Source organism: Paenibacillus sp. PSB04 (genome assembly GCF_025809195.1).
GTDB classification, from domain to species: domain Bacteria; phylum Bacillota; class Bacilli; order Paenibacillales; family Paenibacillaceae; genus Paenibacillus_AQ; species Paenibacillus_AQ favisporus.
The window spans coordinates 3,701,862-3,725,921 of record NZ_CP081301.1; the positions used below are offsets into that span (position 1 = coordinate 3,701,862).

Genomic DNA, 24,060 nt, shown 5'->3' on the forward strand with positions numbered 1-24,060 from the left:
GATACATTGGACAAATTGGTGATTGAGGGTGGCAAAGCCCTATCAGGAACCATACGTATCCATGGAGCAAAAAATGCCGCATTGCCGATTTTGGCAGCAAGCTTGCTGGCCGCAGGCGAAGTTCGGCTGAATAATGTCCCCCGGCTGCTGGACATTGATGTGATGCTGGGCATTCTCGAAAGGATCGGCTGCAAGACGCTGCATGAGCAGGAGACGGTCACCGTGGATACATCGTCCGCCAATTCGTTTCATGTGCCGGAAGACTTAATGGGGCAAATGCGTTCCTCCATATTTCTGATGGGTCCCCTTCTGGCCAGGTTCGGCGAGGTTGCCGTTTATCAGCCGGGCGGATGTGCGATTGGCGAACGGAAAATCGACCTTCATCTGCGGGGGCTTCAGGAGCTTGGTGCGGAAATTGAGGAGAGAGATCAGCAAATTATTTGCAGGGCGCGCAAATTAACCGGTGCCGACATCCATTTGGATTTTCCCAGCGTAGGGGCTACCGAAAACATTATGATGGCGGCGGCCACCGCCAGCGGAACGACGACGATTTCGAACGCTGCGCGCGAACCGGAAATCCAGGACTTGGCCAACTTCTTGAACAGGATGGGAGCCAGCATTATCGGCGCGGGTACCGATACGATCACGATCCAAGGGGTTCAGCAGCTGACCCCGTGCACTTATGAAATTATTCCTGACCGGATCGTAGCCGGAACCGTCATGATTGCCGCGGCGGCGACGCGGGGGAACGTCACTTTGACGCACTGCAATCCCGCGCACTTGTCTTCGCTTATCCACGTGCTGAAGCGCGCTGGTGTTCAAATCAGTATTCTCAATGATATAATGAGCGTAAGCTGCATGAGCCGCCCCAAAGCGGTGGAACGGATCGTAACATCACCGTATCCGTCGTTTCCCACCGACTTGCAGTCCCAGGTCATGGTGCTGCTGTCGTTAGCCGACGGTTTCAGCGTCATGAAGGAGACGGTATTTGAAGGCCGGTTCAAGCATGTCGACGAGCTGACCCGTATGGGCGCGGATATTACAATCGACCTGAACAGCGCTTTTATCCGCGGGGTGCAGCGCCTATACGGGGCCACGGTTGAAGCCACGGACTTGCGGGCCGGCGCGGCGCTGGTCATTGCCGGTCTGGCTGCGCAGGGCAAAACGGTTGTGGAGCAGGTGCATCATATCGACCGCGGTTATGATCATATCGAAATGCTGTTCCAAAAACTCGGAGCGGATATACATCGGTTTACGCCGGTACCCAAACCGCTTGATTTAGCTAATTAACGCCACGCTTATCCCCTTCGTCAGTTGAAGGGGATAAGAGGCATTTTATGGAGAGTATCCTATGCCTAACGCCCAAATTCCTGTTTTAAAAGAAGACAAGCCTAAAAGAAAAGCCAGCAAACGTATTATTTGGATCCTGCTGCTGCTATTTATCGTGATCCTATCCGTTCTGTTCTTTCGTTCGACGATGAGCCAGGTCACGGAGGTTCATTTCAAAGGCAATACATTTACGACAAGGGACGAGCTGCTGAAGGCCAGCGGTATTCAGGTTGGCAGCCAGTTCTTCGGCGTATCTCCGTCCAAGGTGGAGAGCAGCCTGCTTAAGGTGAAATCGATCCAAAAGGCGACGGTGGACAAGCAGTTTCCGGGCGTCATTAACGTCACGATCGAGGAGTATCCTACCGTTGCGTACGAGCTTGCCGCGGAGGGGGATCTGCAGGCGATCCTTTCCAGCGGTGCGACGGTGTCGGTGAACAACACCGGAATCGCGGTAGAGAAGCCGATCCTGACGAAATGGAATGCCTCCGATCCGAACAAAGCCGCGCTCTGCAAAGTGCTGGGGCAAATTCCGAATGAACTGACCTCCGACATCTCGGAGATCATCCCGTCGCCGACGGAGTCCTTCCCGGACCGGATCAAGCTGTACACCCGCTCGCGGTTTGAGGTCATTACGGCCATCTCGCTATTAAAAGACAAGGTTGAATATCTTAACCAAGTCATAGAGACGGAAGAGCCGGGTATCATCACAATGCTGGAGGCTGATTCCTACGTTCCTTTCGAGCCTTCCGGCGAGGAAAACGGCGACCAAAATGCCACTACTCATGAATAGTAAAAAATGCTACAATTAAAATTACGGACAAGTATGAAATCTCCCTCTTTTTTCTTCTGATTTTGAAGAGATTCGTAACAAAGATTGGCAATTGAAAAATTTGTAGAAAAAAGAGGGAAAGAATCATGTATGTTGAATATGTAAAGTTGAGTGTCTTTTTACGCAGTTATTTTATAAAAACAGGAGGTGCCACGGTTGAGCAACAATGACATCATTGTTAGTTTGGACATCGGTACATCCAAAGTTCGTGCTATTATTGGGGAAGTTAATAATGGAACCTTTAATATTATTGGAGTTGGATCTGCCGACTCGGAAGGAATTCGCAAGGGTGCAATCGTAGATATTGACCAGACTGTACAATCCATCCGCAGTGCCGTTGACCACGCGGAGCGTATGGTCGGTATTCAAATATCGGAGGTCTATGTCGGCATTTCGGGGAATACTATCGGACTTCAATCAAGCCACGGCGTTGTGGCGGTATCGAATGAGGATCGGGAAATCGGCGAAGAAGACATCGAACGCGTGCTTAAGGCCGCTGAAGTTGTCGCTCTACCGCCGGACCGGGAAATTATTGATGTAGTTGCCAAACAATATGTTGTAGACGGGCTGGAGGGAATTCATGACCCGCGCGGCATGATCGGTGTCCGCTTGGAAGTGGAGGCCATCATTATTACCGGCGCTAAGACAGCCATACATAATCTTTTGCGCTGTGTGGAGAAGGCAGGACTCAAGATCAAGGATTTGGTCCTGATGTCTTTGGGAGCGGGCCAGCTGGCTTTGTCCAAGGATGAGAAGACGATGGGATCCGTTCTGGTCGACATCGGAGCGGGCTCAACGACGATTGCCGTGTTTGAAGCGGGAACGATCGCAGCGACATCCTCTTTGCCGATCGGCGGGGAATTCGTAACCAACGATATTGCTTACGGGTTGCGGACGCTGACCGACCAGGCCGAGAAAGTGAAACTGAAATACGGCTGTGCGTTAATGGCCGATGCCGCTCCGGACGTCACCTTCAAGGTGGTCCGCATCGGAAGCAATGTGGAGAAGGAGTTTACCCAGGAGGACTTGGCGGCTATCGTTGAGCCCCGGGTACAGGAAATTTTCCACCTGATCCGCGAAGAAGTGAAGCGGCTTGGTTACAGCGAGCTGCCTGGAGGTTATATTCTTACAGGCGGAACTGTTTCCATGCCTGGTGTGCTTCAGGTGGCACAGGGCGAGCTGGCGGCTTCGGTCCGAATCGCCGTGCCTGATTATATCGGGGTCAGAGATCCCGGCTATACGAGCGGTGTGGGGGTCCTGCACAACGTGATCCGCAACATTCGCGTGCGCAGCACCAACAACACGGCGAGTGCCAATACCAGCAATGTGAAGAAAACAGTGAACCGACCGAAAGCGAATCCTGCTACCAACTCGGAGTCAGCCCAGAATCCGGGTATTATCGAACGGTTGAAGAAAATGTTCAGCGAATTCATCTAAGCAGGTTTTCCATATAACGTGGACGGGCCATCCATGCACAATGAGGGGGAGATGGGGAAATATGTTGGAATTTGATTTTGAAATGGAGAGCTTGGCTCAAATTAAAGTGATCGGTGTGGGCGGCGGCGGCAGCAACGCTGTAAACCGGATGATCGAGAATGGCGTGCAAGGCGTAGAATTCATTACGGTGAACACAGACGCCCAAGCATTGCATATGGCCAAATCGGAACACAAACTGCAAATCGGGGACAAACTGACCCGCGGATTGGGCGCAGGCGCAAATCCGGAGGTCGGCAAGAAAGCAGCCGAAGAATCCCGCGATTTGATTATGAATACGCTGAAGGGTGCAGATATGGTCTTCGTTACTGCGGGGATGGGCGGAGGTACCGGAACGGGTGCCGCTCCTGTCATCGCGGAAATCGCCAAGGAATGCGGCGCACTGACGGTCGGTGTGGTAACACGGCCGTTTACATTTGAAGGACGCAAGCGTTCCACCCAGGCTGTGCTCGGTATCGAAGCCTTAAAGGAAAAAGTCGATACACTTATCGTTATTCCGAATGATCGCCTATTAGAAATCGTTGATAAAAAAACACCGATGATGGAGGCATTCCGCGAGGCGGACAACGTGCTGCGTCAAGCGGTACAGGGCATTTCGGACTTGATCAAAGTGCCCGGCCTGATCAACCTTGACTTCGCCGACGTCAAAACGATCATGACCGAACGCGGTTCGGCTTTGATGGGGATCGGCATAGCGACAGGCGAAAACCGTGCAGCCGAAGCTGCACGTAAAGCGATTATGAGCCCGCTGCTCGAAACTTCGATCGAAGGCGCACTCGGCGTCATCATGAACATTACGGGAGGCGCGAATTTGTCGCTGTATGAAGTCAATGAAGCAGCGGAAATCGTTACCTCGGCATCGGATCCGGAGGTCAATATGATCTTCGGTGCTATTATTGAAGAGAGCATGAAGGATGAAATCAAAGTAACGGTCATCGCGACCGGGTTTGAGAACCGTCCTGTGCAGCAGCCTCAGGTGCGCAAGCAGGGAACACCGGCGCCGTCGGAACCTGCGGAATCGCGCAGCAACAACACGAACAATCTGCGTCCGTTCGGGAACCAGACAAGCAGCGATCAATTGGACATTCCAACGTTCCTGCGGAATCGTTCCCGTCAGAACAATAACGACTAAGGATGTCATTCCATCCGTCAAACACCCGCATTTCTTCGGAAATGCGGGTGTTTTTTTGTGGAAACGGGAATCCGTAGGAAACGAAACAACGCTGCTCAAAAAACTTTTGTGTGAGCGGGCTCGGTCATTTCTGTCATCCGTGCCAGTGCCTGAAGGCGTTCCTCTTTACAGAGTTCATCATATGTCATTAAAGCCGGATGTAATACTTATAACAATTTGATGATAGATATGGGAGTGTCGAATCCCATTACAACGGCGGCTTACGCTTCTTTTTCCCCGAAACTTCCTCTATAAAAGAACGGAACTCGACAAAAAAAGTTCAGGAGTCCCTTCCAATTTTAGACAGACTTTGAACCGTATTGTTTTTATACTAATCACATCTCCCAAAAATGCTTAAGAGAATATCGGCGGTACCGTGTATGCGTTATGGATCCAATCATTCCATAAACATGAAAGGCGTCAGGCAGGTGATAAGCACTGGTTGTGTATATTGATTTGATATTCATCACGAATCTGCTGATCGACGGTGCACTGCTCTGGCTTACAGCCTGGATGCGGAAGCTGAAGCCCCCGTGGTGGAGATTGATTGTGGCGGCTGTGGTGGGTGCCCTGTATGTCGTCATGATGTTTGTGCCGCAGCTCTCGTTTATGTATACCTTTTTAGTCAAGCTGGGTTTATCCCTGCTGATGTTATGGATAACCTTCGGTTTTGGAAGTCTTCAAAACTATATCCGGAATATGGGGGCCTTTTATATTATCAATTTTGCGGTGGCCGGGGGGATTATCGGGATACATTATTTGCTGCAAAATTCGGGAGAAATTTTTAACGGGATTTGGTTCACGGCTTCCGGCGGCATGTCGTTTGAGCTGAAGATCGGGTTCTGGTTTACCTTCATCGGGGTGTTTGGCATGCTGCTGTGGTTCAAAATGGTTCACTCGACCCGGAAGCAGCTGGAAAGCCGTTCCGTATTTATGGGCGAGGTCGCCGTCGAGATCGGCGGTCACCGGGTGACCTGCAGAGGGCTGCTGGATACGGGCAATCAGCTGAGCGATCCGCTGACGAGAACGCCGGTGATGGTCATGGAAGCATCGCTGTGGGCGGATCGCCTGCCTTCGGGATGGTGCGAAAGGCTGGCCGACGGAGAGCCGGACAAACTGGTAATGGAGCTGGAACATATGGATTTTGCGTGGCAGGACCGGCTTCGTCTCGTTCCCTATCGGGGGGTGAACCGCAGCGCCTCATTCATGCTGGCTATCAAGCCGGACACCGTTGAGGTTCGGATCGGCGACGGCGTTCATCGTTCCAGCAAGGTGCTAATCGGCCTGGACGGCGGGCAGCTGTCGGGCGACCGGTCGTATCAGGCCATTATCCATCCGAAGTTGGTTGAGGATGATGTCCAGAGTCCAGCAGCGGAGCCATTGGAAACGGCGGGTAACCTGTGATCGCAGGGAAAGGTCGAAGACCTGTTTGCCTGCGGAAGACGAAACAGACGCTTACGAAGATCGTTTTCCTATGGAAAACTAATGCTTATGCTAACGATAAGAGTTTTCCTGCGGAAAACTAATGGCTATGCTTACGAAGATCGTTTTCCTGCGGAAAACGTATAGGAGGATCAATTATGCGTGTGAAATGGAGATTGGTGGCGCAGCTGCAGTACTACAGATTCCTGTTTCTCTTAGGACTCAAAAGCGAAGAAATCTATTACATAGGCGGCAGCGAGGCTCTCCCTCCTCCCCTGACACGCGAAGAGGAAGAATATTTGCTTCAGCGGCTGTCCACCGGGGATGCGGCCATCCGGGCGATGCTGATCGAGCGCAACCTGCGGCTCGTCGTATACATCGCGCGCAAGTTCGAGAATACGGGCATCAACATCGAGGACCTGGTGTCCATCGGAGCGATCGGTCTGATTAAGGCGGTCAACACGTTTGACCCGGAGAAAAAAATCAAACTGGCCACGTATGCCTCCCGCTGCATCGAAAACGAAATTTTGATGTATCTGCGGCGGAACAGCAAAATCCGGAGCGAGGTATCCTTCGATGAGCCGCTCAATATCGACTGGGATGGAAACGAGCTGCTGCTTTCCGATGTGCTCGGAACCGAAAATGATACGATTTACCGGAACATTGAAGAGCAGGTCGACCGTAAGCTTTTGCACAAGGCGCTCGACAAGCTGACCGACCGGGAGCGAACCATTATGGAGCTGCGTTTTGGCCTTCAGGACGGGGAGGAGAAGACGCAAAAGGACGTGGCGGATATGCTCGGCATTTCCCAATCCTACATTTCCCGACTTGAAAAACGCATCATCAAGCGGCTGCGCAAGGAGTTCAACAAAATGGTCTAGGCAAAATTTTTATCAGGAATAAAATGACCCTCCAGGGAGATAATGTACATTAGTTTCTCCTTGGGAGGTATATCATCATGACCCGAAACAAAGTCGAGATCTGCGGTGTGGATACTTCGAAGCTGCCCGTCCTGACCAATGTGGAAATGCGGGAGCTGTTCCATGACTTACAGCAAAACAACGAACGTACAGCCAGAGAAAAGCTGGTGAACGGCAACCTGAGACTGGTGCTCAGCGTCATCCAGCGGTTCAACAATCGGGGGGAGTTTGTCGACGATTTGTTTCAGGTGGGCTGTATCGGACTAATGAAAGCCATTGATAATTTTGATTTGTCTCAAAATGTGAAATTCTCAACCTATGCGGTGCCGATGATCATCGGGGAAATTCGCAGGTATTTGCGGGACAACAACCCGATCCGGGTATCCCGATCGCTGCGGGATATTGCGTACAAAGCGCTGCAGGTTCGTGATTCCTTAACGAATCAAAACTCAAGGGAACCGACGATTTTCGAAATTTCGGAAGTGCTGAACGTCCCCAAAGAGGACGTCGTCTTCGCACTGGATGCCATCCAGGACCCGGTGTCGCTGTTCGAACCGATCTACCATGACGGCGGCGACCCGATCTACGTGATGGACCAGATCAGCGACGACAAAAACAAGGACGTCTCCTGGATTGAGGAGATCGCGCTGCGTGAAGCGATGCAGAGACTGGGACAGCGGGAAAAAATGATTTTGTCCATGCGCTTCTTCGAAGGTAAAACCCAGATGGAGGTCGCCGACGAAATCGGCATTTCCCAAGCTCAGGTATCACGTCTTGAAAAATCGGCCATCCAGCAAATGCAAAAGCACGTGAAATCGTGAATAGATGAAGTAAAGCAAGGCGGTCCGCGCTACGGGCCGTCTTTTTTTTATGGATGAGATGCTGACTGCTGCTCGGCTTCTATCATGGGTCGTCAACTTAAAGTTCCGAGAAACCGTACACAAAGACCCTTCAAACCAACACGGAGAGGCTGAGTATTGCGGAGCATTTCGCTTCAAAACATGGGCATTTTGCCCGGCGCCGGCATATATTAATCATATATATTGAACGAGTCTGATGAATAGACTGCTAAAGGAGAGGAACATGTGAATCCAGAACGTTGGGCGGTGGACAGAAACATGAAAATATCCGATTTTCAAACGAAGGATGTCATCAACATCGTGGACGGCAAAAGGCTGGGGCAGATCAGCGATCTGGAGCTCGACCTCCGCCAGGGGCGGATCGAAGCGATCGTTGTCCCAAGCTACAGCAAGTTCAGGGGGCTGTTCGGAGGCGGCAGCGACCTGATCATTCCTTGGAGCAATATCGTCAAAATCGGATCGGATGTCGTCCTCGTCAAGATGGAGGAACTGCGGACGCTCCAGGACGAGAAGGAAGCCGCCTCCTACAGAGAGAGAACGGAGCAGGCGGACCGCCGCGGCTACCGGGATGTGTAAGGAAAGGACCGCCTTGTCAAACCAACCATTTTGGTTTTATGCAAGCCGTGTCCATGTGGTACACTGGAGGTTGAGGTGATTGAAATTGGAACCGTTCAAGTTAAAAGAGGGCGATTCGCGCCCTTCGTTATTTATGCTGGAGCCGTGGGTTCATGAATGGAACGGCATCAGCGCCGGATTTACCGGACGGCATGGCGGCGCGGGAAGCGCGCCTTACGATACGCTTAACACCGCCTTTCATGTGGGAGACCAGCCGGAGACGGTGGTAGCCAACCGCTTGAAGGTTGCGGAAGAGCTGGGCTTTACGTTGGATGACTGGACGTGCGGGGAACAGGTTCACCGGGCGGACATCGCGGTGGTGACGAATGAAGGCCGTGGACGCGGCAGCCGGAACAGAGAGTCGGGATTTCAGGATACAGACGGGCTTCTGACGAACGTGCCCGGGGTGCTGCTGACGTCGTTTTATGCGGACTGCGTACCGCTATATTTTTACGATCCCGTTCACCAGGCTGTCGGACTGGCCCATGCCGGCTGGAAAGGGACTGTGGCCCGGATCGCTGCGGCTATGGTGGAGAAGCTGGGGAAGGCTTATGGGAGCCGGCCTGAGGAGATACGCGCCGCAATCGGTCCGTCCATCGGCTCCTGCTGTTACGAGGTAGATGACAAAGTGATGAGTCATGTGCACGATTTGGCAAGTCATTTCCTGGGTAATGAACAGTACTCCCCTGCCGATTTTTACGTTGCCAAACCCGACGACAAAAGCATGCTGAACTTGAAAGAATTAAATCGACAGATTATGATGAAAGCAGGAATATTGCCGACTCATATCGAATGTACATCATGGTGTACGAGCTGTCGCAACGATTTGTTCTTTTCCTACAGAAAAGACGGTGGAACGACAGGGCGTATGGCGAGTTGGATCGGGCTTAGAGAAGGGGTGAATCTTCCTTGACATTGGAAGAACGGATAAGAGAAGTCAACGCGCGCATCGAGGAAGCCTGCCTTCGCAGCGGAAGATCCAGGGAAGACGTCAATGTGATCGCTGTAACCAAGTACGTGTCGACATCCATGACAGAACGAGTGCTGGATAGCGGTTTGACGCATATCGGCGAGAATCGCTGGCAGAACGCCGAGGAGAAATGGAATACGCTTGGTTCCCGCGGGATCTGGCATTTTATTGGACATCTGCAGACCAACAAAGTCAAAGACGTGGCAGGCAAATTCGAATATATACATTCGCTGGACCGGCTTTCATTAGCCAAAGAGCTGGAGAAGGTGGCGTCAGCCCGAAATCTGGAAATTAAAACCTTTGTTCAGGTTAACATTTCTGGAGAAGATACCAAATACGGTTTGGAGCCGGAGCAGGCCGTCCCTTTTTTGAAAGAACTTCATCAATTTCCTCATATCAAGGTCGCCGGCTTGATGACCATGGCCCCCTTTGAAGGGGAGGCGGAGGATACCCGGCCCGTTTTTCGCGGGCTGCGGGAGCTAAGAGACGACATAAACCGGCAGGCAATTACGCGGGAGCCATTAATCGATCTTTCCATGGGAATGTCCAACGATTTCGAAGTGGCCATTGAAGAGGGAGCCACCTGGATCCGTTTGGGCTCGATTCTAGTAGGTAAACAGGAAGGGGAATGATGAGCGTGATGAACAAGTTTATGTCTTTTTTGGGATTACAAGAGCAGGAGGAAGTCGTAGAACGGGAGCAGCTGCCGGTGGAGGAAGAAGAAGTTGAAACCCCGAGCATTGAGACACGTAGAAATACTAGAACCAACAATGTGGTCAGCATTCACTCCCAGAAAAATGTAAAGGTCATTTTGCATGAGCCGCATTCGTATGACGAAGCACAGGCCATTGCCGACCATCTGCGTGCGCACCGCACGGTGGTTGTCAATCTGCAGCGGGTCCGTTCGGATCAGGCGCTCCGCATTATCGATTTTCTCAGTGGGACGGTTTATGCCCTGAACGGCGGTATTTCCAAGATCGGCCATAACATCTTTTTGTGCACACCGGATACGGTCGAGATTCAGGGTGCCATTTCGGAATTATTATCCGAGGAACATGATTACAACAGAATGAGGTGAGCCAAGTTTGGCCCAAAACATTGATACGATTTTAACGCTGCTCTTTAATATCTACTTCTACATGATCATCATCTATGTTCTCATGTCATGGCTTCCGAACATTCGCGAGAGCTTTATCGGTGAGCTGCTCGGCAAGCTCGTGGAGCCATACCTGTCCCCTTTCCGCAAAATTATCCCGCCAATCTTCGGCATGCTGGATATTTCCCCGATCGTCGCTCTGTTCGTGCTCCAGTTCGCTATGCAGGGATTGCGGTTCATTATTTTTTCACTATTGTTTTAGGTGACTGAGATGAAATTAGACATCTATGATCACTTTCACCCGGATGAACGCGAGTTTGTGGATCGGGCATGGGAATGGGTCGTTCACGCCGGGGAATATCACGAAGTCAAGCTTACCGATTTTTTGGACCCGCGGCAGGCTTTTATTTTGCAGTCGCTGGTGAACCGACACCCCGACGTTCAGGTGCGCCTGGACGGCGGATATGAGGGAGCGGAGCGCTGCCGGGCGCTGGTGGCTCCCGATTACCGGGATTTAAGCCAAGAGGATATGGGACTGAAGGTGCTTAGCATCTACTCCGGGGATCAGAAATTTTTATCGCTGGAGCACGGCGATTATATGGGCTCCATTCTGGGACTCGGCGTAAAACGAAGCAAAATCGGGGATATCCATGTCCTTGAGGATGGATGCCACACCGTGGTTTGCGAAGAGATCAGTACGTTTCTCGACATGAACTTAACACAGGTGCACCGGATTCACGTGCTGCGCGAAATTTTGCCGATCGAACAACTGCGGACAAGCCAGGTTGAGCTGGAGCTGCAGGATATTACGGTCGCTTCTTTGCGTTTAGATGGAATTGCTTCTGATGCTTACCGCATCAGCCGGACCAAAGTGGTCGTTCCCATCCGCGCCGGCCGCTGCCGCGTCAATTGGAAAGTCGTCGAGGATCCTTCCTATCTGCTGAAAGAAGGGGATCTCGTTTCAATGCAGGGGTTTGGGCGGTTTAAAGTGATCGAAGCGGGCGGCATGACGAAAAAAGGACGCCAGCGCGTAAAAATAGGGAAATTTGTGTAGACCTACAGCAGGAATTGTCTTTTTGCTGTCGAAATGAATTATCCAAGAATATTAAAGATATCGTAACTTTTGACCGATACATTTGGGTGAGGCCCATCAGGACCGCTCGTCGACAGGGAAACCTGAACATTTTAGGAGGTGCGCATCAATGCCATTAACACCACTGGATATACATAACAAGGAGTTTGCCCGCCGAATCCGGGGTTATGACGAAGATGAAGTGAACGAGTTTCTCGACCAAGTCATTAAGGATTATGAGAGCGTGATCCGCGAGAACAAGGAACTTCAAGGTCAGCTGGCCTCATTGCAGGAAAGACTTGACCATTTCGTGAACATCGAGGAGACGCTGTCCAAGACCATCATCGTTGCGCAGGAAGCTGCGGATGAAGTGAAGAACAACGCGAAGAAGGAAGCGCAGCTCATCATCAAGGAATCGGAGAAGAATGCTGACCGCATCATTAACGAATCCTTGTCGAAGGCCCGCAAGATCGCGATGGAAGTCGAAGAGCTGAAGAAGCAAGCATCGATTTACCGTACCCGTTTCCGGACGCTGGTGGAAGCCCAGCTCGAGCTGCTCAGCCAGGATGGATGGGAAGCGCTGGAAACCCGGGAGACGCGTGAAGCGAACGAAGTATACTAGGCTTCTGCTTGGTTGACTTTTGCGGGAAAAAGGAATATAAATATATTCATATCGGTTTTTTTGCAAGTAATTGGGTTAGACTTGAAACGTAATATGAATTCGATGACGGGATAAGTAAGCTTGGGATTTGTTCCCCAGAGAGTTGGCGTATGCTGAAAGCCAATGTTCAAACCGAAGCCGAAGATCCTCCCTGAGAAGTGAAGCTGAAACGCAGGTTTGCGTGCGTAAGCCGAACCGGGCCGCCGAACGTTATATCGGCTCCATGCCGGAAGCTTGGCATGGACTGAGGAGTCATTCTTTGATCAATGTGCTTGACCTTGCGGTTCAAGGACGATTGTTGAAAGAATGGAATTAGGGTGGTCACGCGAGCAGAAGCCTCGTCCCTTAGGGGATGAGGCTTATTTGTTTTGTTTCGGATCCCCCTAAATCCCCCTTATCCTAAGGGGGACCCCAGAGGGTTCTACCCTCTGGACACCCGAAAGTCTCCGAGGACGGAGCTGGTTTGGAGTATTGATGCCGGTTCCGATCCCCCTAAATCCCCCTTATCCTAAGGGGGACTCCAGAGGGTTCTACCCTCTGGACACCCGAAAGCCTCTGAGGACGGATCTAGTTTGGAGTTTTGATGCGACGGTTGGTGAGGTGCCCGGTTCTTCTCAGGCCGCCCCCTTTGGGGGACCGCCTTCGGAACCTCTCATACGAGATGGGTCTTACGCGGCTCCGCACCCGCTCGACCTGGGGCACATGCGCAGACTGTGTGCCGGGCTTGTGAGAACCATTTGGCGTACTGAGTGGTGATCAGGCTGGAAATTGGAGGAGCGTTTCTTAATTAGTAACAAGGTAACACCAACGTCAAGCGTGCCCATCTTCACTTTGCGGGGCAAAGGAAGATGGGCGGCAAGCGGGGATACGCTCAAAGACAAATAAGTCCGCTCTAAATGATGCGCCACGGAGGTTTCCGGGTGTCCAGAGGGCAGCGCCCTCGGGGTCCCTCTTACGAAGAGGGATTTAGGGAGATGGGAAGGCTTTTGATTTAGGGAGATGGGAAATCTTTTAAAGATTACGAAAGGTTGGATAATCATGCATAAGGTCGATGTCAAAGAAAAAGCGCGCACGAGAGATCAGCGCATCCTGAAAAAATGGAACGAAGAAGGCACCTTCAAAAAATCCATCGAAAACCGTTCGGGCAAGCCGAACTTCGTATTTTTCGAAGGCCCGCCGACAGCCAACGGGGCTCCGCATATCGGGCACGTGCTGGGGCGCGTGATCAAGGATTTTGTGCCGCGTTACAAAACGATGAAGGGCTACCGCGTCGTGCGTAAAGCCGGCTGGGACACCCACGGTCTGCCGGTGGAGCTCGGCGTAGAGAAGCAGCTCGGCATCTCCGGTAAGCAGGATATCGAGAAATACGGCGTGGAAGAGTTTGTGAAGAAATGTAAGGACAGCGTGTTTGAGTACGAGAAGCAGTGGAGAGAGCTGACCGAAGCGATCGGGTACTGGACGGATCTCGACCATCCGTACATCACGCTGGAGAACAATTACATCGAGAGCGTATGGAACATCCTGTCCACGATTCACGGCAAAGGGCTGCTGTACCGCGGACACCGCGTCAGCCCGTACTGCCCTTGCTGCCAGACGACGCTCAGCTCCCACGAAGTGGCGCAGGGCTACGAAGACGTCAAGGATTTGAGTGCTACGGCCAAATTCAAGCTGCATGACAGCGGCGATTATGTGCTGGCCTGGACGACCACGCCTTGGACGCTGCCGTCCCACGTGGCGCTGGCCATGAACCCGGATATGGAATATGCCCGCGTCCAGCAGGAAGACGGCGTCTACATCGTCGCCAAAAACCTGGTTGAAGACGTGATGAAAGGCGACTATACGGTTTTGTCCACACACAAAGGCTCCGAATTTGTCGGACAGAGCTATACTCCGCCGTTTACTTACTTCAAGCCGGAAAAAGGCAACATCATCGTCGGCGCATCCTTTGTTACGGATTCGAGTGGTACGGGGATCGTGCATATGGCGCCGGCCCACGGGGAAGACGACTACAAAACCTGCCGGGAAAACGGCATCAGCTTCGTGAGCGTAGTGAACGCCCAAGGGCGCTATACCGATGAGGTTACCGACTTCGCCGGACGCTTTGTAAAAGATTGCGATCTGGACATCGTGAAGATGATGTCGGAAAAAGGAACGTTGTACAGCAAGGAAAAATATGAGCACAGCTATCCGTTCTGCTGGCGCTGTAAGTCTCCGCTTCTCTATTATGCGATGGAGAGCTGGTTTATCGAAACGACGGCCGTCAAGGATCAGCTGATCGCCAACAACAATGGCGTTACCTGGTATCCGGGCCATGTCCGTGAAGGACGCTTCGGCAAGTTCCTGGAAGAGCTGGTGGATTGGAATATCAGCCGTAACCGCTATTGGGGCACGCCGCTGAACGTTTGGGTCTGCGAATCGTGTAAAGGCGAATTTTCGCCGCACAGCTTTGCGGAGCTGAAGGCGCAGGCGGTCGGCGAAATCAGCGACGATCTGGAGCTGCATAAGCCTTACGTCGATGAGGTCAAAGTGCGCTGTCCGCACTGCGAAGGCGGCGTGATGGAGCGGACGTCCGAAGTGATCGACGTTTGGTTCGACAGCGGCTCGATGCCGTTCGCGCAGCACCATTATCCGTTTGAGAACGTGGACACGTTCGAGGAGCAGTTCCCGGCGGATATGATCTGCGAAGGGATCGACCAGACCCGCGGCTGGTTCTACAGCCTGCTGGCCGTCTCCACCCTGTTCAAAGGCGTTGCGCCTTACAAATCGGTCATCGCTACGGGGCATATCCTGGACGAAAACGGCCAAAAAATGTCCAAATCGAAGGGCAACGTCATCGACCCTTGGGACATCATCAACGAATACGGCACGGACGCGTTCCGCTGGGCGCTCCTTTCGGACAGTGCGCCTTGGAACAGCAAACGCTTCTCCAAAGGCATCGTCGGTGAAGCCAAATCCAAAGTGATCGACACGCTGGTCAACACGCACGCGTTCCTGACGCTGTATGCGAACATCGACGGCTACAACCCGGCGGAGCATCCGTACCAACCGTCGGAAAACAAACTCGACCGCTGGATCCTGTCCCGTCTGAACAGCCTGATCCTGTTGGTGGACAAAGCGCTGGAAAGCAACGACTTCCTCAACTCGGCCAAGGCCATCGAAGGATTCGTCGACGAGCTGAGCAACTGGTATATCCGCCGTTCGCGCGACCGCTTCTGGGGCAGCGGACTCGGAGAAGACAAACTGGCCGCATACGGCACGCTGACGCATGTGCTGGTCACGCTGGCCCAGCTGATGGCGCCGTACACACCGCTGCTGTCGGAAGATATCTACACGAACCTGACCGGCGGGGAAAGCGTTCATCTGACCGATTATCCGGTTGCCGATGAGGCTCGGATCGACAAGGAGCTCGAGGAAGATATGGAAACCGCCCGCCAGGTCGTCGAGCTCGCCCGCAACGTGCGGAACGAAACGGGAATCAAGACCCGCCAGCCGTTGTCCGAGCTGATTGTGTCGCTGGACCGCGATTTTGATGTGGCCGGATACGAGGAGATCATCAAGGAAGAAATCAACGTGAAGAAGATCGTCGTGGAGACGAGCGACAGCGGATTCGTCGACTTTACGCTGAAGATGAACCTGAAGGTGGCCGGCAAGAAATACGGTAAAAACATCGGGTTCCTCCAGGGCTTCCTGAAAGCGATGAGTCCGGAGGATACGCGGAACGTCGTCAATACCGGCAGCCTGAACGTCACTTCGCCGGATGGTGATGAGCTTCAGATTACAGCCGACGAGCTGCTCGTCGAGAAGCAGGCGAAAGCCGGATTTGCATCGGCCTCGGGCTATGGCATCACCGTTGCCCTCAATACGGAAATCACGCCTGAACTGGAACAGGAAGGCTGGGTCCGCGAAGTGGTGCGTGCCGTACAGGACTACCGCAAAAAACTCGACCTGCCGATCGAAAAACGTGTCACCCTGGTTCTTGATGCGGATGAAGAATTGACGGCTGCCATCCAGGCATTTGAGCATGTGCTCCGGGAAAACGTGCTGGTGAACGAGCTTGCGTTCGGGCAAGAAGCCGAAATGGAGCGCGTTGATCTCGCCGGCAAAACGCTGGGTATCCGCATTGCCGGATAATCTGCCTTTTCACCGCCATTGAATGGCAATCGCCGCTTTGGCGCATAATAGCACAACAAACGAACAAACGAGCCTTCTGGCCCGTGCGGAAATGAAAAACCATTTTCGCGCCGGCTTCGGCTCGTTTGTTGTTCATCGGAACGATGGATACCGCGCTGATCCGAGAGGAGAATGCAGAGATGGCGAATAAGAAGAGCATCATTCCCGAATCGGAAGAGGAGAAGTTGAACGTTGTGTACCGCTTGACCGTGCGGATTGCCGAAGAATTGGAGCAGGCCCGGATTGCGGAATATACCCAGCTTTTGCACAGACCTTTCCGGTTGATTATGTTAAACCTGCTGTCCGGTGCGGCGCGCGGCGTCGGGGTCGCCATCGGGTTCACCTTTTTTGCCGCTACAATTATATATTTGCTGCAGGTGCTGGGAGCGCTCAATCTTCCGATTATCGGAGACTATATTGCCGATATCGTCCGGATCGTCCAGCGGCAGCTTGAGCTGAAAACGTATTAAATGAACCCTTCATCCTCTTCGCCGAGCTGGTCCATACTGACCCCTTCGCCTTGGTCCATATATTTTCGGTACTCTTGGTTACGGACAAATTCGATCTGATTCCCGTAAATATCGGTGGCGACAAAAGCTTCATACGGCTCTACGCAGCCTTCCAGCTCGTCGGAGGCTTCGATTTCGAGCTCGTTGTAGCTGTGGACCTCACGGTCTTCAGCATAAGCCGGGCTGGTGGAGCTGCCGAAGTTTTCTACGATTTGCCACGCGTCTTCGCCGTCGAAACCGTTCTGGTCATCGCGTTCGTCCAGGCTCGTCCGGCCAAAAGGAGGCATCAGAAATTCCTCTTCAACCGGGCGGTAATTCTCGACATGCACTTTAGGCGAATGCTCTTTGCAAAAAGACGTCGTCGGAACGGCTTCCAACCGCTCGTACGGGATTGGCTTTCCGCATTCCTCGCAGACGCCATAGGTTCCCTGCTGGAATCGGTCCAGCGCCATTTCAATGCGGTCCATGTGATGGTCATCATGGTCCTGCAGCGTTAAATCGACTTCCCTGGAGTAAAGCTCGGTAGCCACATCGCCGGGATGGTTGTCGATGTTCGACAGCTCGCCGGTCTGGTCGCGCATGGAGTCTTCCAGGCCGTAATGCTCGTTGCTGTCATCCTTTTGGCGGATGGATTCCTGCTGTTCCTTAAGCATGCTGTGCAAATGATCCAGCTGTGATTGTGTGAGATGCTGCATGACAAAGCCCCTTTCCGCTTCGGATCAACAAAACGATAAAGACGATTTCTTTTCATATCTAGAATGTGCGGATGAAGCCTGTTTTACAGAAGGAAATTGTTTTCGCCATTCCCCGTTTATGGACGGTTTCCGGCGCCCTATGCTACAATAAACAAGTCTTTACATGACGTGAAAGGCTGTGTCCGAGCGGACGGGCCTAATGAATAAGAACGGAGTGACAAATGGCTGTGGTGTACTACTTAATCGCTTTAATCGTGTTTTTGGTGGATCAGGGCGCCAAGTATTTAATTGCCACCAGATTGGAATTAGCAGAGGAAATTCCGGTGATTGGCAACTTTTTTCTGATTACCTCCCACCGGAACACGGGTGCAGCCTTCGGTATTCTTCCCAACCAGCGCTGGTTTTTTATCGTGATTACCATCGTCGTGGTGGTGGCGATTATCTGGTATATGAACCGGGTGAGAAAATCGTCTTCGCGCAAGCTGCTTCCGGTAGCGCTTAGCCTCGTCCTGGGAGGGGCGATCGGCAACTTTCTCGACCGTGCGCTGAACGGCGAAGTGGTGGACTTTTTACAATTCAATTTCGGCAGCTATACGTTTCCGATTTTTAATGTGGCCGACTCCTGCATCGTGATCGGGGTGGCGCTCATTATACTGGATTCGCTGATGGACATGAACCGAACCGAATCGAACAACAAGAGCAATGAAGGGAATGAACCGGTTTGATCGAAGAACAAACATCCGGAGCGGGGGAAAACCCGGAGAGTGCGGATATCAGGGAGTGGGTCGTTGACCCTGTCCATGCCAAAGAACGCATCGATAAATATATTACGGAATCCTGGGAGGAGGACATTTCCCGGTCCCAGGTCCAGCTCTGGATCAGCGCAGGCCATGTGCTTGTGAACGGTCAGCCGGTCAAAGCCAATTATAAGCTGGCGGCGGGCGACCGCTTGGAAGTGACCGTCCCGGAGCCGGCCGCCGTCGAGATCGTACCGGAGGACATTCCACTGAATGTCGCTTTCGAGGACAAGGATGTCATCGTGGTCAACAAGCCGCGGGGGATGGTCGTTCATCCTGCGCCCGGGCATGCCTCGGGGACTCTGGTGAATGCGCTGATGTACCACTGTAAGGATTTGTCCGGCATTAACGGGGAGCTGCGTCCAGGCATCGTTCACCGGATCGATAAGGACACTTCCGGCTTGATCATGGCCGCAAAGAACGATATGGCCCACGCCTCTTTGGCCGCCCAGCTCAAAGACCACAGCGTGACCCGGCGCTATTATGCCCTGGTCCACGGCAATGTCAGCCATGATCAAGGAACGATAGACGCTCCGATCGGGCGCGATCCAATCGACCGCAAAATGTATACCGTGACGGAGAAGAACAGCAAGCACGCCGTCACCCATTTTACGGTCAAGGAGCGCTTTGGCGACTACACCCTGCTGGAGCTTCAGCTCGAAACCGGGCGGACTCACCAGATCCGGGTGCACATGAAGTTCATCGGCCATCCGCTCGTCGGAGATCCGGTGTACGGACGGAGCAAAGGCATCAAAATGAACGGACAAGCGCTGCACGCCGGCGTGCTTGGGTTCATCCATCCGGCAAGCGGCGAATATATGGAGTTCTCAGCGCCGATTCCCGGCGATATGGAGGATCTGCTGACATCGCTGCGCAGCCGTTGAAAGTACAAATCATACGATAATTAGTCCATGGCATTCCGCCATGGATTCCTTCATATTTAGGGGTGTAGAAATTGAAGTAGGAGATGAAAGAATACATGAGCATCGAACAGTACCAACAAACGTACATTCAGAACAGCTTTGCGGACCGGATCGGCGGTTCCAATTATGGTAAAGACACAGCCATCTATAAATTTGAAAAAATCAAGCGGGCCAAAGCCCAGGCTAAAAAGGACTTCCCGGACGTAGAACTGATCGACCTTGGCGTAGGCGAACCGGATGAAATGGCTGACGCCGGCATCGTGGCCAAGCTTGCGGAAGAAGCGGCCAAGCCGGAGAACCGCGGCTATGCAGATAACGGAATTCCTGAATTCAAGGAAGCGGCGGCCACATACTTGAAGGAAGTCTTCAACGTGGACGGCATCGATCCGCAGACGGAAGTGCTCCACTCCATCGGCTCCAAGCCGGCCCTGGCGATGCTTCCATCGGTGTTCATCAACCCTGGTGACGTGACCATCATCACCGTGCCGGGTTATCCGGTTCTAGGAACCCACACGAAATACCTCGGCGGGGAAGTATACACCGTTGAGCTGAAGAAGGAAAACAACTTCCTGCCGGATCTGAAGAGCATTCCGGAAGACATCGCTCAGCGCGCCAAGCTGATCTACCTGAACTATCCGAACAACCCGACGGGCGCAAGCGCCACGGTCGAGTTCTTCACCGAAGTGGTGGAATGGGCGAAGAAGTACGACATCGTCGTCGTTCATGACGCTCCTTACGCAGCCCTGACTTATGACGGGCTGAAGCCGCTGAGCTTCCTGTCGATTCCAGGTGCGAAGGACGTAGGTGTCGAGCTGCACTCGCTGTCCAAATCCTACAACATGACCGGCTGGCGGATCGGCTTTATCGCCGGTAACCCGCTCGTCGTGAAAGCCTTCGGCGACGTGAAGGACAACAACGACTCCGGCCAGTTTATTGCCATTCAGAAAGCGGCCGCTTACGGTCTCGCCCATCCGGAAATTACGGAGAAAATTGCGGAGAAATATTCCCGCCGCCACGATATGCTGGTAGCCGTGCTGAACGAGCTGGGCTTCCAGGCCGAGAAACCGAAAGGCTCCTTCTTCCTCTATGTGGAAGCGCCTAAAGGCATTAAAGGCGGAGTCCGCTTCAATTCCGGCGAGGACTTCTCCCAGTTCTTGATCCGCGAGAAGCTGATCTCCACCGTGCCTTGGGATGATGCCGGCAGCTTTGTCCGTTTCTCCGTCACTTTCGAAGCGAAGGGCCAAGAAGACGAGAAGCGCGTCATTGCCGAAATTAAACGCCGCCTGAGCGACGTGGAATTCGAGTTTTAATTCAATGTGCAGCAAGATCCGTCCCTGACATGCAGGGCGGATCTTTTTTTTGGCCGCAGCGTTATACAGCCTGCTGGAGCGGCTGAAGGAACTGGAAACAAGCCCATGATTTTTGCGGCCAAACATGGTAAAGTGGACATAGCAATACGGGCGCTTGTTTTTGAGAACAAGGCCTGAAGTGGGAGTTGAGCAGCTCTGTTTAAACATTGGAAATGGGATTTGTATGTCGAACATTTGGGCGAATTGCGGAAGCGCCTGTTCTGGATTTTGGGAGCGTTTTTGGTGTCAATGATCGCGGCGCTGTTCGTGGTGGGCGACGTGCTTCACTTCTTGAGGGGCAGGCCGCCGGCCTCACTGGTCGAATGGAACGCGTTCAGCCCGTGGGAGGGCGTTCGCATGTATATGTACATTGCCGCAGCCTTGTCGCTGGTCGTAGCGGTACCTTTTACGATGCTGCAAATTTGGGCTTTTGCCAAAAAGGGACTGCGCAAGAGCGAGCAGAAAGCGGCGCTAAAGTATGTGCCAGCTGCGTTCGTACTGCTGCTTGTCGGGTTTGCTTTTGCCTATTTTGTCGTGTTCCCGATGGCGTTTCGCTTTACGACGAGTATGACCAAAAACTTGGGATTGGTGGAGACGTACGGTATTGCGCAGTACTTTACGTTTCTGACCAATATCGTGGTTCCGGTGTCGCTTGCCTTTGAGCTGCCGGTGCTGGTAATGCTGCTGACAAGGCTGCGTGTCATCAACCCGGGACTGCTGGGGAAAATGCGTAAAGTCTCGTACATGGTGCTGGTCTTCATCGCGTGTATGATTTCTCCGCCGGAGTTTTTTTCGCATATTTCGGTGTCGGTACCGTTTATTCTGCTGTACGAAATCAGCGTTTTGATGTCCAAGCTGGTATACCGCAAGCAAATGCAGATGGATGCGGGAACCAAGGACCGGATGAATTATGGATCTGCTTAATGCAGGTTCGACCGTGGGCATTGAAAGTGTACTGAAATCAAGTGGAGAAGATGGTTTATAAATTGGGTTTTAAGGGAGGACGATTTACGTTATGCTAAGCGATATCGGTTTGCCGGGTTTCATATTGCTGGCCGTGCTTGCGCTGCTATTATTCGGACCAAACAAGCTGCCCGGACTGGGCCGCTCGGCCGGACGCATGCTGCGGGAATTTAAAAACGAAATGAGCGACATTATGGGCGACTCGCCGCGCCAGAAGCGCAGCTCCGCCCAGGAGCCCGTAACGGAACAGGGGCAGCAGCCTCAGGCGGCTCGGACGGAATCCGCCGCATCCCCGCGTCTGCCGGAATAAAATTCCACGGATCGGGAAGGCTAAGCTCGGTTGACAGCAGACGTTCAGTCTGTCATAATCATCTTTAGTTGAATAGCACCTTTAAATCAGTCCCGTGAGACTGGCAAGGTAACGTGAACCGAGGTTCACTTCGCGGCAGCATACTGTCTGCTTTAAGCCGCCCAGCGAATCTCTATGTCTATCAGCGCATGCTGATGGCTTCTAACTCCTTGCCTACGGGCAGGGAGTTTTTTGTTATCTGGGTCCCCTCCAAGCATCTGAAGAGGCATCAAAGCCTCGCTTTGTGGGGAACCTTCACGGGTCAGCTATTTAAATCCCTTTTAGACGGAAGAAGGAGTGTGGAGCATGAGCAACGAGGTGCATGTCATTATGGATGAAACGGCAATCCGCCGTGCACTGACAAGGATTGCACACGAAATACTGGAGAGGAACAAGGGGATTGAAAATTGCGTGTTCATCGGCATCAAAACCCGGGGAGAATTTCTGGCCCAGCGCATCGCCGGCAAAATTCTCGAAATCGAAGGCACACCGGTTCCATGGGGCGCTGTTGACGTCACCCGGTACCGGGACGACCAGAAAGACAGCGCAGCTTCCTTGACTGAAGCAAACATAGCCCTGGAAAAGCTCGATATTCATGAAAAAAAAGTGATTTTGTTCGACGACGTGCTGTACACGGGACGGACGATCCGCGCCGCAATGGACGCCCTGATGGACTGCGGCCGGCCGCAGATGATCCAGCTGGCGGTGCTGGCGGACCGGGGACACCGGGAGCTGCCGATCCGGCCGGATTACATCGGCAAGAACGTACCGACGGCAAGATCCGAGCAAATTGAAGTAGCCCTCACGGAAACGGACGGCAAGGACGAAGTGACGATTATGCAAAACCGGGAGGAGAAATAACATGCTAACGATGACGCAGCTGAAGGACCGGAGCCTGCTCGGACTGAAGGATCTGGGCCGCGACGAAATCGAATCGATCCTGAACCGGGCCGCATACTGGGAAGCACAGCACGAAAAGCTGGTGCTGGTGCTGGCCTCCAAATTCGTAGCCAACATGTTTTTTGAGAACAGCACGCGGACGCGCTTTTCCTTCGAAATGGCAGAGAAACGCCTTGGCGCCCAGGTGCTGAACTTTACGGCGGCTGCTTCGAGCGTAGAGAAAGGCGAATCGATCTACGACACGGTAAGAACGCTCGAATCGATGGGGATTGACGCAGGCGTCATTCGGCTGAAGCCGGCCGGGGTACTGGAGGAGTTGTCCAGCAAAATCTCGGTTCCGCTCATCAATGCAGGGGACGGAAACAATGAGCATCCGACGCAGGCGCTGCTCGACCTGTACACGATGAAGAAACGGTTCGGCAGCCTTCAAGGCCTGACAGTGTCGATCATCGGCGACATTAAGCACAGCCGGGTGGCCCGATCGGACCTGTGGGCGCTGCGCAAGTTCGGGGCCGAAGTCAAATTCTGCGCGCCGAATAATATGACGGCACCGGAGCTGGAGCCGTTTGCCAGATACGTAACGATGGAAGAGGCGCTCCGCTCGGATGTGGTCATGATGCTGCGGGTTCAGCTTGAGCGTCATGCGACCGGCATGCTGAAATCGGCGGAGGAATACAGAGCGCAGTACGGATTGACGGAGGAGCGGGCTTCCAAATTGTCCAAGCATACACTAATTATGCATCCTGCTCCGGTGAACCGGAACGTGGAGATCGACGATGCGGTTGTCGAGAGTGAACAGTCGGCGATCTTCCCGCAAATGAGCAACGGCGTTCCGATCCGTATGGCTGTCATGGAACGGGCGATGAAATAATCAGGGATATATAGGCATACACAAATTTTATTAATAAATATACACAAAAATGAATTATTATTATACAATAGATTGGAAGCCACAGTGCCAATCAA

Annotated in this window: 24 protein-coding genes; 23 read left to right on the plus strand and 1 reads right to left on the minus strand. The window is 52.8% G+C overall.

The genetic code is table 11. The features are described 5' to 3' along the window. Positions 1–6: 6 nt before the first annotated feature. From murA to K2F33_RS17090, 16 genes are all read left to right on the plus strand, one after another. Positions 7–1,290 carry a UDP-N-acetylglucosamine 1-carboxyvinyltransferase gene (gene murA / locus K2F33_RS17015; RefSeq protein WP_076169855.1) on the plus strand — a complete coding sequence of 428 codons (1,284 nt, stop codon included), beginning with the start codon at positions 7–9 and terminating at the stop codon, positions 1,288–1,290. A 61-nt stretch (positions 1,291–1,351) separates the two neighbouring features. Next, positions 1,352–2,119, plus strand: coding sequence for a cell division protein FtsQ/DivIB (locus tag K2F33_RS17020; protein WP_212984438.1), 768 nt, complete (start codon positions 1,352–1,354; stop codon positions 2,117–2,119). 195 nt (positions 2,120–2,314) lie between these two features. Continuing rightward, positions 2,315–3,595, plus strand: coding sequence for a cell division protein FtsA (ftsA, locus tag K2F33_RS17025; protein ID WP_076169857.1), 1,281 nt, complete (start codon positions 2,315–2,317; stop codon positions 3,593–3,595). Between the two features lie 61 nt (positions 3,596–3,656). Continuing rightward, a complete protein-coding gene (gene ftsZ, locus K2F33_RS17030) occupies positions 3,657–4,784 on the plus strand; it encodes a cell division protein FtsZ (protein ID WP_076169858.1) in 1,128 nt (375 codons plus the stop codon). Between the two features lie 477 nt (positions 4,785–5,261). Further along, positions 5,262–6,227, plus strand: coding sequence for a sigma-E processing peptidase SpoIIGA (gene spoIIGA, locus K2F33_RS17035; RefSeq protein ID WP_263882380.1), 966 nt, complete (start codon positions 5,262–5,264; stop codon positions 6,225–6,227). Between the two features lie 176 nt (positions 6,228–6,403). Beyond that, on the plus strand, positions 6,404–7,126 hold the full coding sequence (gene sigE, locus K2F33_RS17040) for an RNA polymerase sporulation sigma factor SigE (protein WP_076169860.1): 723 nt from the start codon (positions 6,404–6,406) through the stop codon (positions 7,124–7,126). Between the two features lie 77 nt (positions 7,127–7,203). Further along, entirely contained in the window at positions 7,204–7,986 is a 783-nt protein-coding gene (gene sigG / locus K2F33_RS17045) for an RNA polymerase sporulation sigma factor SigG (protein WP_076169861.1), read from the plus strand. 297 nt (positions 7,987–8,283) lie between these two features. Next, positions 8,284–8,601 (plus strand): YlmC/YmxH family sporulation protein, encoded by a 318-nt coding sequence (locus tag K2F33_RS17050; RefSeq protein ID WP_076170149.1) that lies wholly within the window; start codon positions 8,284–8,286, stop codon positions 8,599–8,601. Positions 8,602–8,686: 85 nt separating this feature from the next. After that, positions 8,687–9,553, plus strand: coding sequence for a peptidoglycan editing factor PgeF (pgeF, locus tag K2F33_RS17055; protein ID WP_412974003.1), 867 nt, complete (start codon positions 8,687–8,689; stop codon positions 9,551–9,553). Then, complete coding sequence (locus K2F33_RS17060; RefSeq protein ID WP_263877989.1) at positions 9,550–10,242, plus strand: YggS family pyridoxal phosphate-dependent enzyme; 693 nt, start codon at positions 9,550–9,552, stop codon at positions 10,240–10,242. The genes pgeF and K2F33_RS17060 overlap by 4 nt, the downstream gene beginning before the upstream one ends. Next, the gene (locus tag K2F33_RS17065) at positions 10,242–10,688 is read left to right on the plus strand and encodes a cell division protein SepF (protein WP_076169863.1); all 447 of its coding nucleotides are present in this window, start codon (positions 10,242–10,244) and stop codon (positions 10,686–10,688) included. Before K2F33_RS17060 ends, K2F33_RS17065 begins: the two co-directional genes overlap by 1 nt. A 7-nt stretch (positions 10,689–10,695) precedes the next feature. Next, the gene (locus tag K2F33_RS17070) at positions 10,696–10,968 is read left to right on the plus strand and encodes a YggT family protein (RefSeq protein WP_076169864.1); all 273 of its coding nucleotides are present in this window, start codon (positions 10,696–10,698) and stop codon (positions 10,966–10,968) included. A 9-nt stretch (positions 10,969–10,977) separates the two neighbouring features. Next, positions 10,978–11,760, plus strand: a complete 783-nt coding sequence (locus tag K2F33_RS17075; RefSeq protein WP_116229546.1) for a YlmH family RNA-binding protein — start codon at positions 10,978–10,980, stop codon at positions 11,758–11,760. A gap of 148 nt (positions 11,761–11,908) precedes the next feature. Then, positions 11,909–12,400: a DivIVA domain-containing protein gene (locus K2F33_RS17080; protein WP_076169866.1), complete on the plus strand. Its 492-nt coding sequence runs from the start codon at positions 11,909–11,911 to the stop codon at positions 12,398–12,400. A 1,077-nt stretch (positions 12,401–13,477) separates the two neighbouring features. Beyond that, complete coding sequence (gene ileS, locus K2F33_RS17085) at positions 13,478–16,570, plus strand: isoleucine--tRNA ligase (protein ID WP_263877995.1); 3,093 nt, start codon at positions 13,478–13,480, stop codon at positions 16,568–16,570. Positions 16,571–16,749: 179 nt separating this feature from the next. Continuing rightward, positions 16,750–17,079, plus strand: coding sequence for a DUF5665 domain-containing protein (locus K2F33_RS17090; RefSeq protein WP_263877998.1), 330 nt, complete (start codon positions 16,750–16,752; stop codon positions 17,077–17,079). Here the strand turns inward: K2F33_RS17090 and K2F33_RS17095 are convergent. Beyond that, complete coding sequence (locus K2F33_RS17095) at positions 17,076–17,813, minus strand: TraR/DksA C4-type zinc finger protein (RefSeq protein WP_089548179.1); 738 nt, start codon at positions 17,811–17,813, stop codon at positions 17,076–17,078. The two genes, K2F33_RS17090 and K2F33_RS17095, sit on opposite strands and share 4 nt — an antisense overlap. A 227-nt stretch (positions 17,814–18,040) precedes the next feature. On the opposite strand from K2F33_RS17095, the gene lspA reads away from it, so the two are divergent. The 7 genes from lspA (at position 18,041) to K2F33_RS17130 (ending at position 23,965) form a co-directional block, all read left to right on the plus strand. Continuing rightward, positions 18,041–18,538: a signal peptidase II gene (gene lspA / locus K2F33_RS17100; RefSeq protein WP_076170153.1), complete on the plus strand. Its 498-nt coding sequence runs from the start codon at positions 18,041–18,043 to the stop codon at positions 18,536–18,538. 47 nt (positions 18,539–18,585) lie between these two features. Beyond that, complete coding sequence (locus K2F33_RS17105; protein ID WP_240913311.1) at positions 18,586–19,494, plus strand: RluA family pseudouridine synthase; 909 nt, start codon at positions 18,586–18,588, stop codon at positions 19,492–19,494. Between the two features lie 95 nt (positions 19,495–19,589). Beyond that, entirely contained in the window at positions 19,590–20,843 is a 1,254-nt protein-coding gene (locus K2F33_RS17110; RefSeq protein ID WP_263878001.1) for an LL-diaminopimelate aminotransferase, read from the plus strand. Between the two features lie 234 nt (positions 20,844–21,077). After that, positions 21,078–21,806: a twin-arginine translocase subunit TatC gene (tatC, locus tag K2F33_RS17115; protein WP_258875093.1), complete on the plus strand. Its 729-nt coding sequence runs from the start codon at positions 21,078–21,080 to the stop codon at positions 21,804–21,806. A gap of 91 nt (positions 21,807–21,897) precedes the next feature. Next, complete coding sequence (locus K2F33_RS17120) at positions 21,898–22,155, plus strand: twin-arginine translocase TatA/TatE family subunit (protein WP_212967771.1); 258 nt, start codon at positions 21,898–21,900, stop codon at positions 22,153–22,155. Positions 22,156–22,500: 345 nt separating this feature from the next. Next, the gene (gene pyrR / locus K2F33_RS17125) at positions 22,501–23,055 is read left to right on the plus strand and encodes a bifunctional pyr operon transcriptional regulator/uracil phosphoribosyltransferase PyrR (protein WP_263878005.1); all 555 of its coding nucleotides are present in this window, start codon (positions 22,501–22,503) and stop codon (positions 23,053–23,055) included. Between the two features lies 1 nt (position 23,056). Further along, positions 23,057–23,965, plus strand: a complete 909-nt coding sequence (locus K2F33_RS17130) for an aspartate carbamoyltransferase catalytic subunit (protein ID WP_263878007.1) — start codon at positions 23,057–23,059, stop codon at positions 23,963–23,965. The last annotated feature ends 95 nt before the right edge of the window (positions 23,966–24,060 follow it).

Bases quoted from the DNA above. Each gene is read 5' to 3' on its own strand.
- K2F33_RS17110 (WP_263878001.1), top strand. From the start codon at position 19,590: ATGAGCATCGAACAGTACCAACAAACGTACATTCAGAACAGCTTTGCG.
- K2F33_RS17080 (WP_076169866.1), top strand. From the start codon at position 11,909: ATGCCATTAACACCACTGGATATACATAACAAGGAGTTTGCCCGCCGA.
- ileS (WP_263877995.1), top strand. From the start codon at position 13,478: ATGCATAAGGTCGATGTCAAAGAAAAAGCGCGCACGAGAGATCAGCGC.
- K2F33_RS17020 (WP_212984438.1), top strand. From the start codon at position 1,352: ATGCCTAACGCCCAAATTCCTGTTTTAAAAGAAGACAAGCCTAAAAGA.
- K2F33_RS17050 (WP_076170149.1), top strand. From the start codon at position 8,284: ATGAAAATATCCGATTTTCAAACGAAGGATGTCATCAACATCGTGGAC.
- K2F33_RS17130 (WP_263878007.1), top strand. From the start codon at position 23,057: ATGCTAACGATGACGCAGCTGAAGGACCGGAGCCTGCTCGGACTGAAG.
- sigE (WP_076169860.1), top strand. From the start codon at position 6,404: ATGCGTGTGAAATGGAGATTGGTGGCGCAGCTGCAGTACTACAGATTC.
- K2F33_RS17120 (WP_212967771.1), top strand. From the start codon at position 21,898: ATGCTAAGCGATATCGGTTTGCCGGGTTTCATATTGCTGGCCGTGCTT.
- ftsZ (WP_076169858.1), top strand. From the start codon at position 3,657: ATGTTGGAATTTGATTTTGAAATGGAGAGCTTGGCTCAAATTAAAGTG.
- K2F33_RS17065 (WP_076169863.1), top strand. From the start codon at position 10,242: ATGAGCGTGATGAACAAGTTTATGTCTTTTTTGGGATTACAAGAGCAG.
- sigG (WP_076169861.1), top strand. From the start codon at position 7,204: ATGACCCGAAACAAAGTCGAGATCTGCGGTGTGGATACTTCGAAGCTG.
- pyrR (WP_263878005.1), top strand. From the start codon at position 22,501: ATGAGCAACGAGGTGCATGTCATTATGGATGAAACGGCAATCCGCCGT.
- K2F33_RS17075 (WP_116229546.1), top strand. From the start codon at position 10,978: ATGAAATTAGACATCTATGATCACTTTCACCCGGATGAACGCGAGTTT.
- K2F33_RS17090 (WP_263877998.1), top strand. From the start codon at position 16,750: ATGGCGAATAAGAAGAGCATCATTCCCGAATCGGAAGAGGAGAAGTTG.
- K2F33_RS17095 (WP_089548179.1), bottom strand. From the start codon at position 17,813: ATGCAGCATCTCACACAATCACAGCTGGATCATTTGCACAGCATGCTT.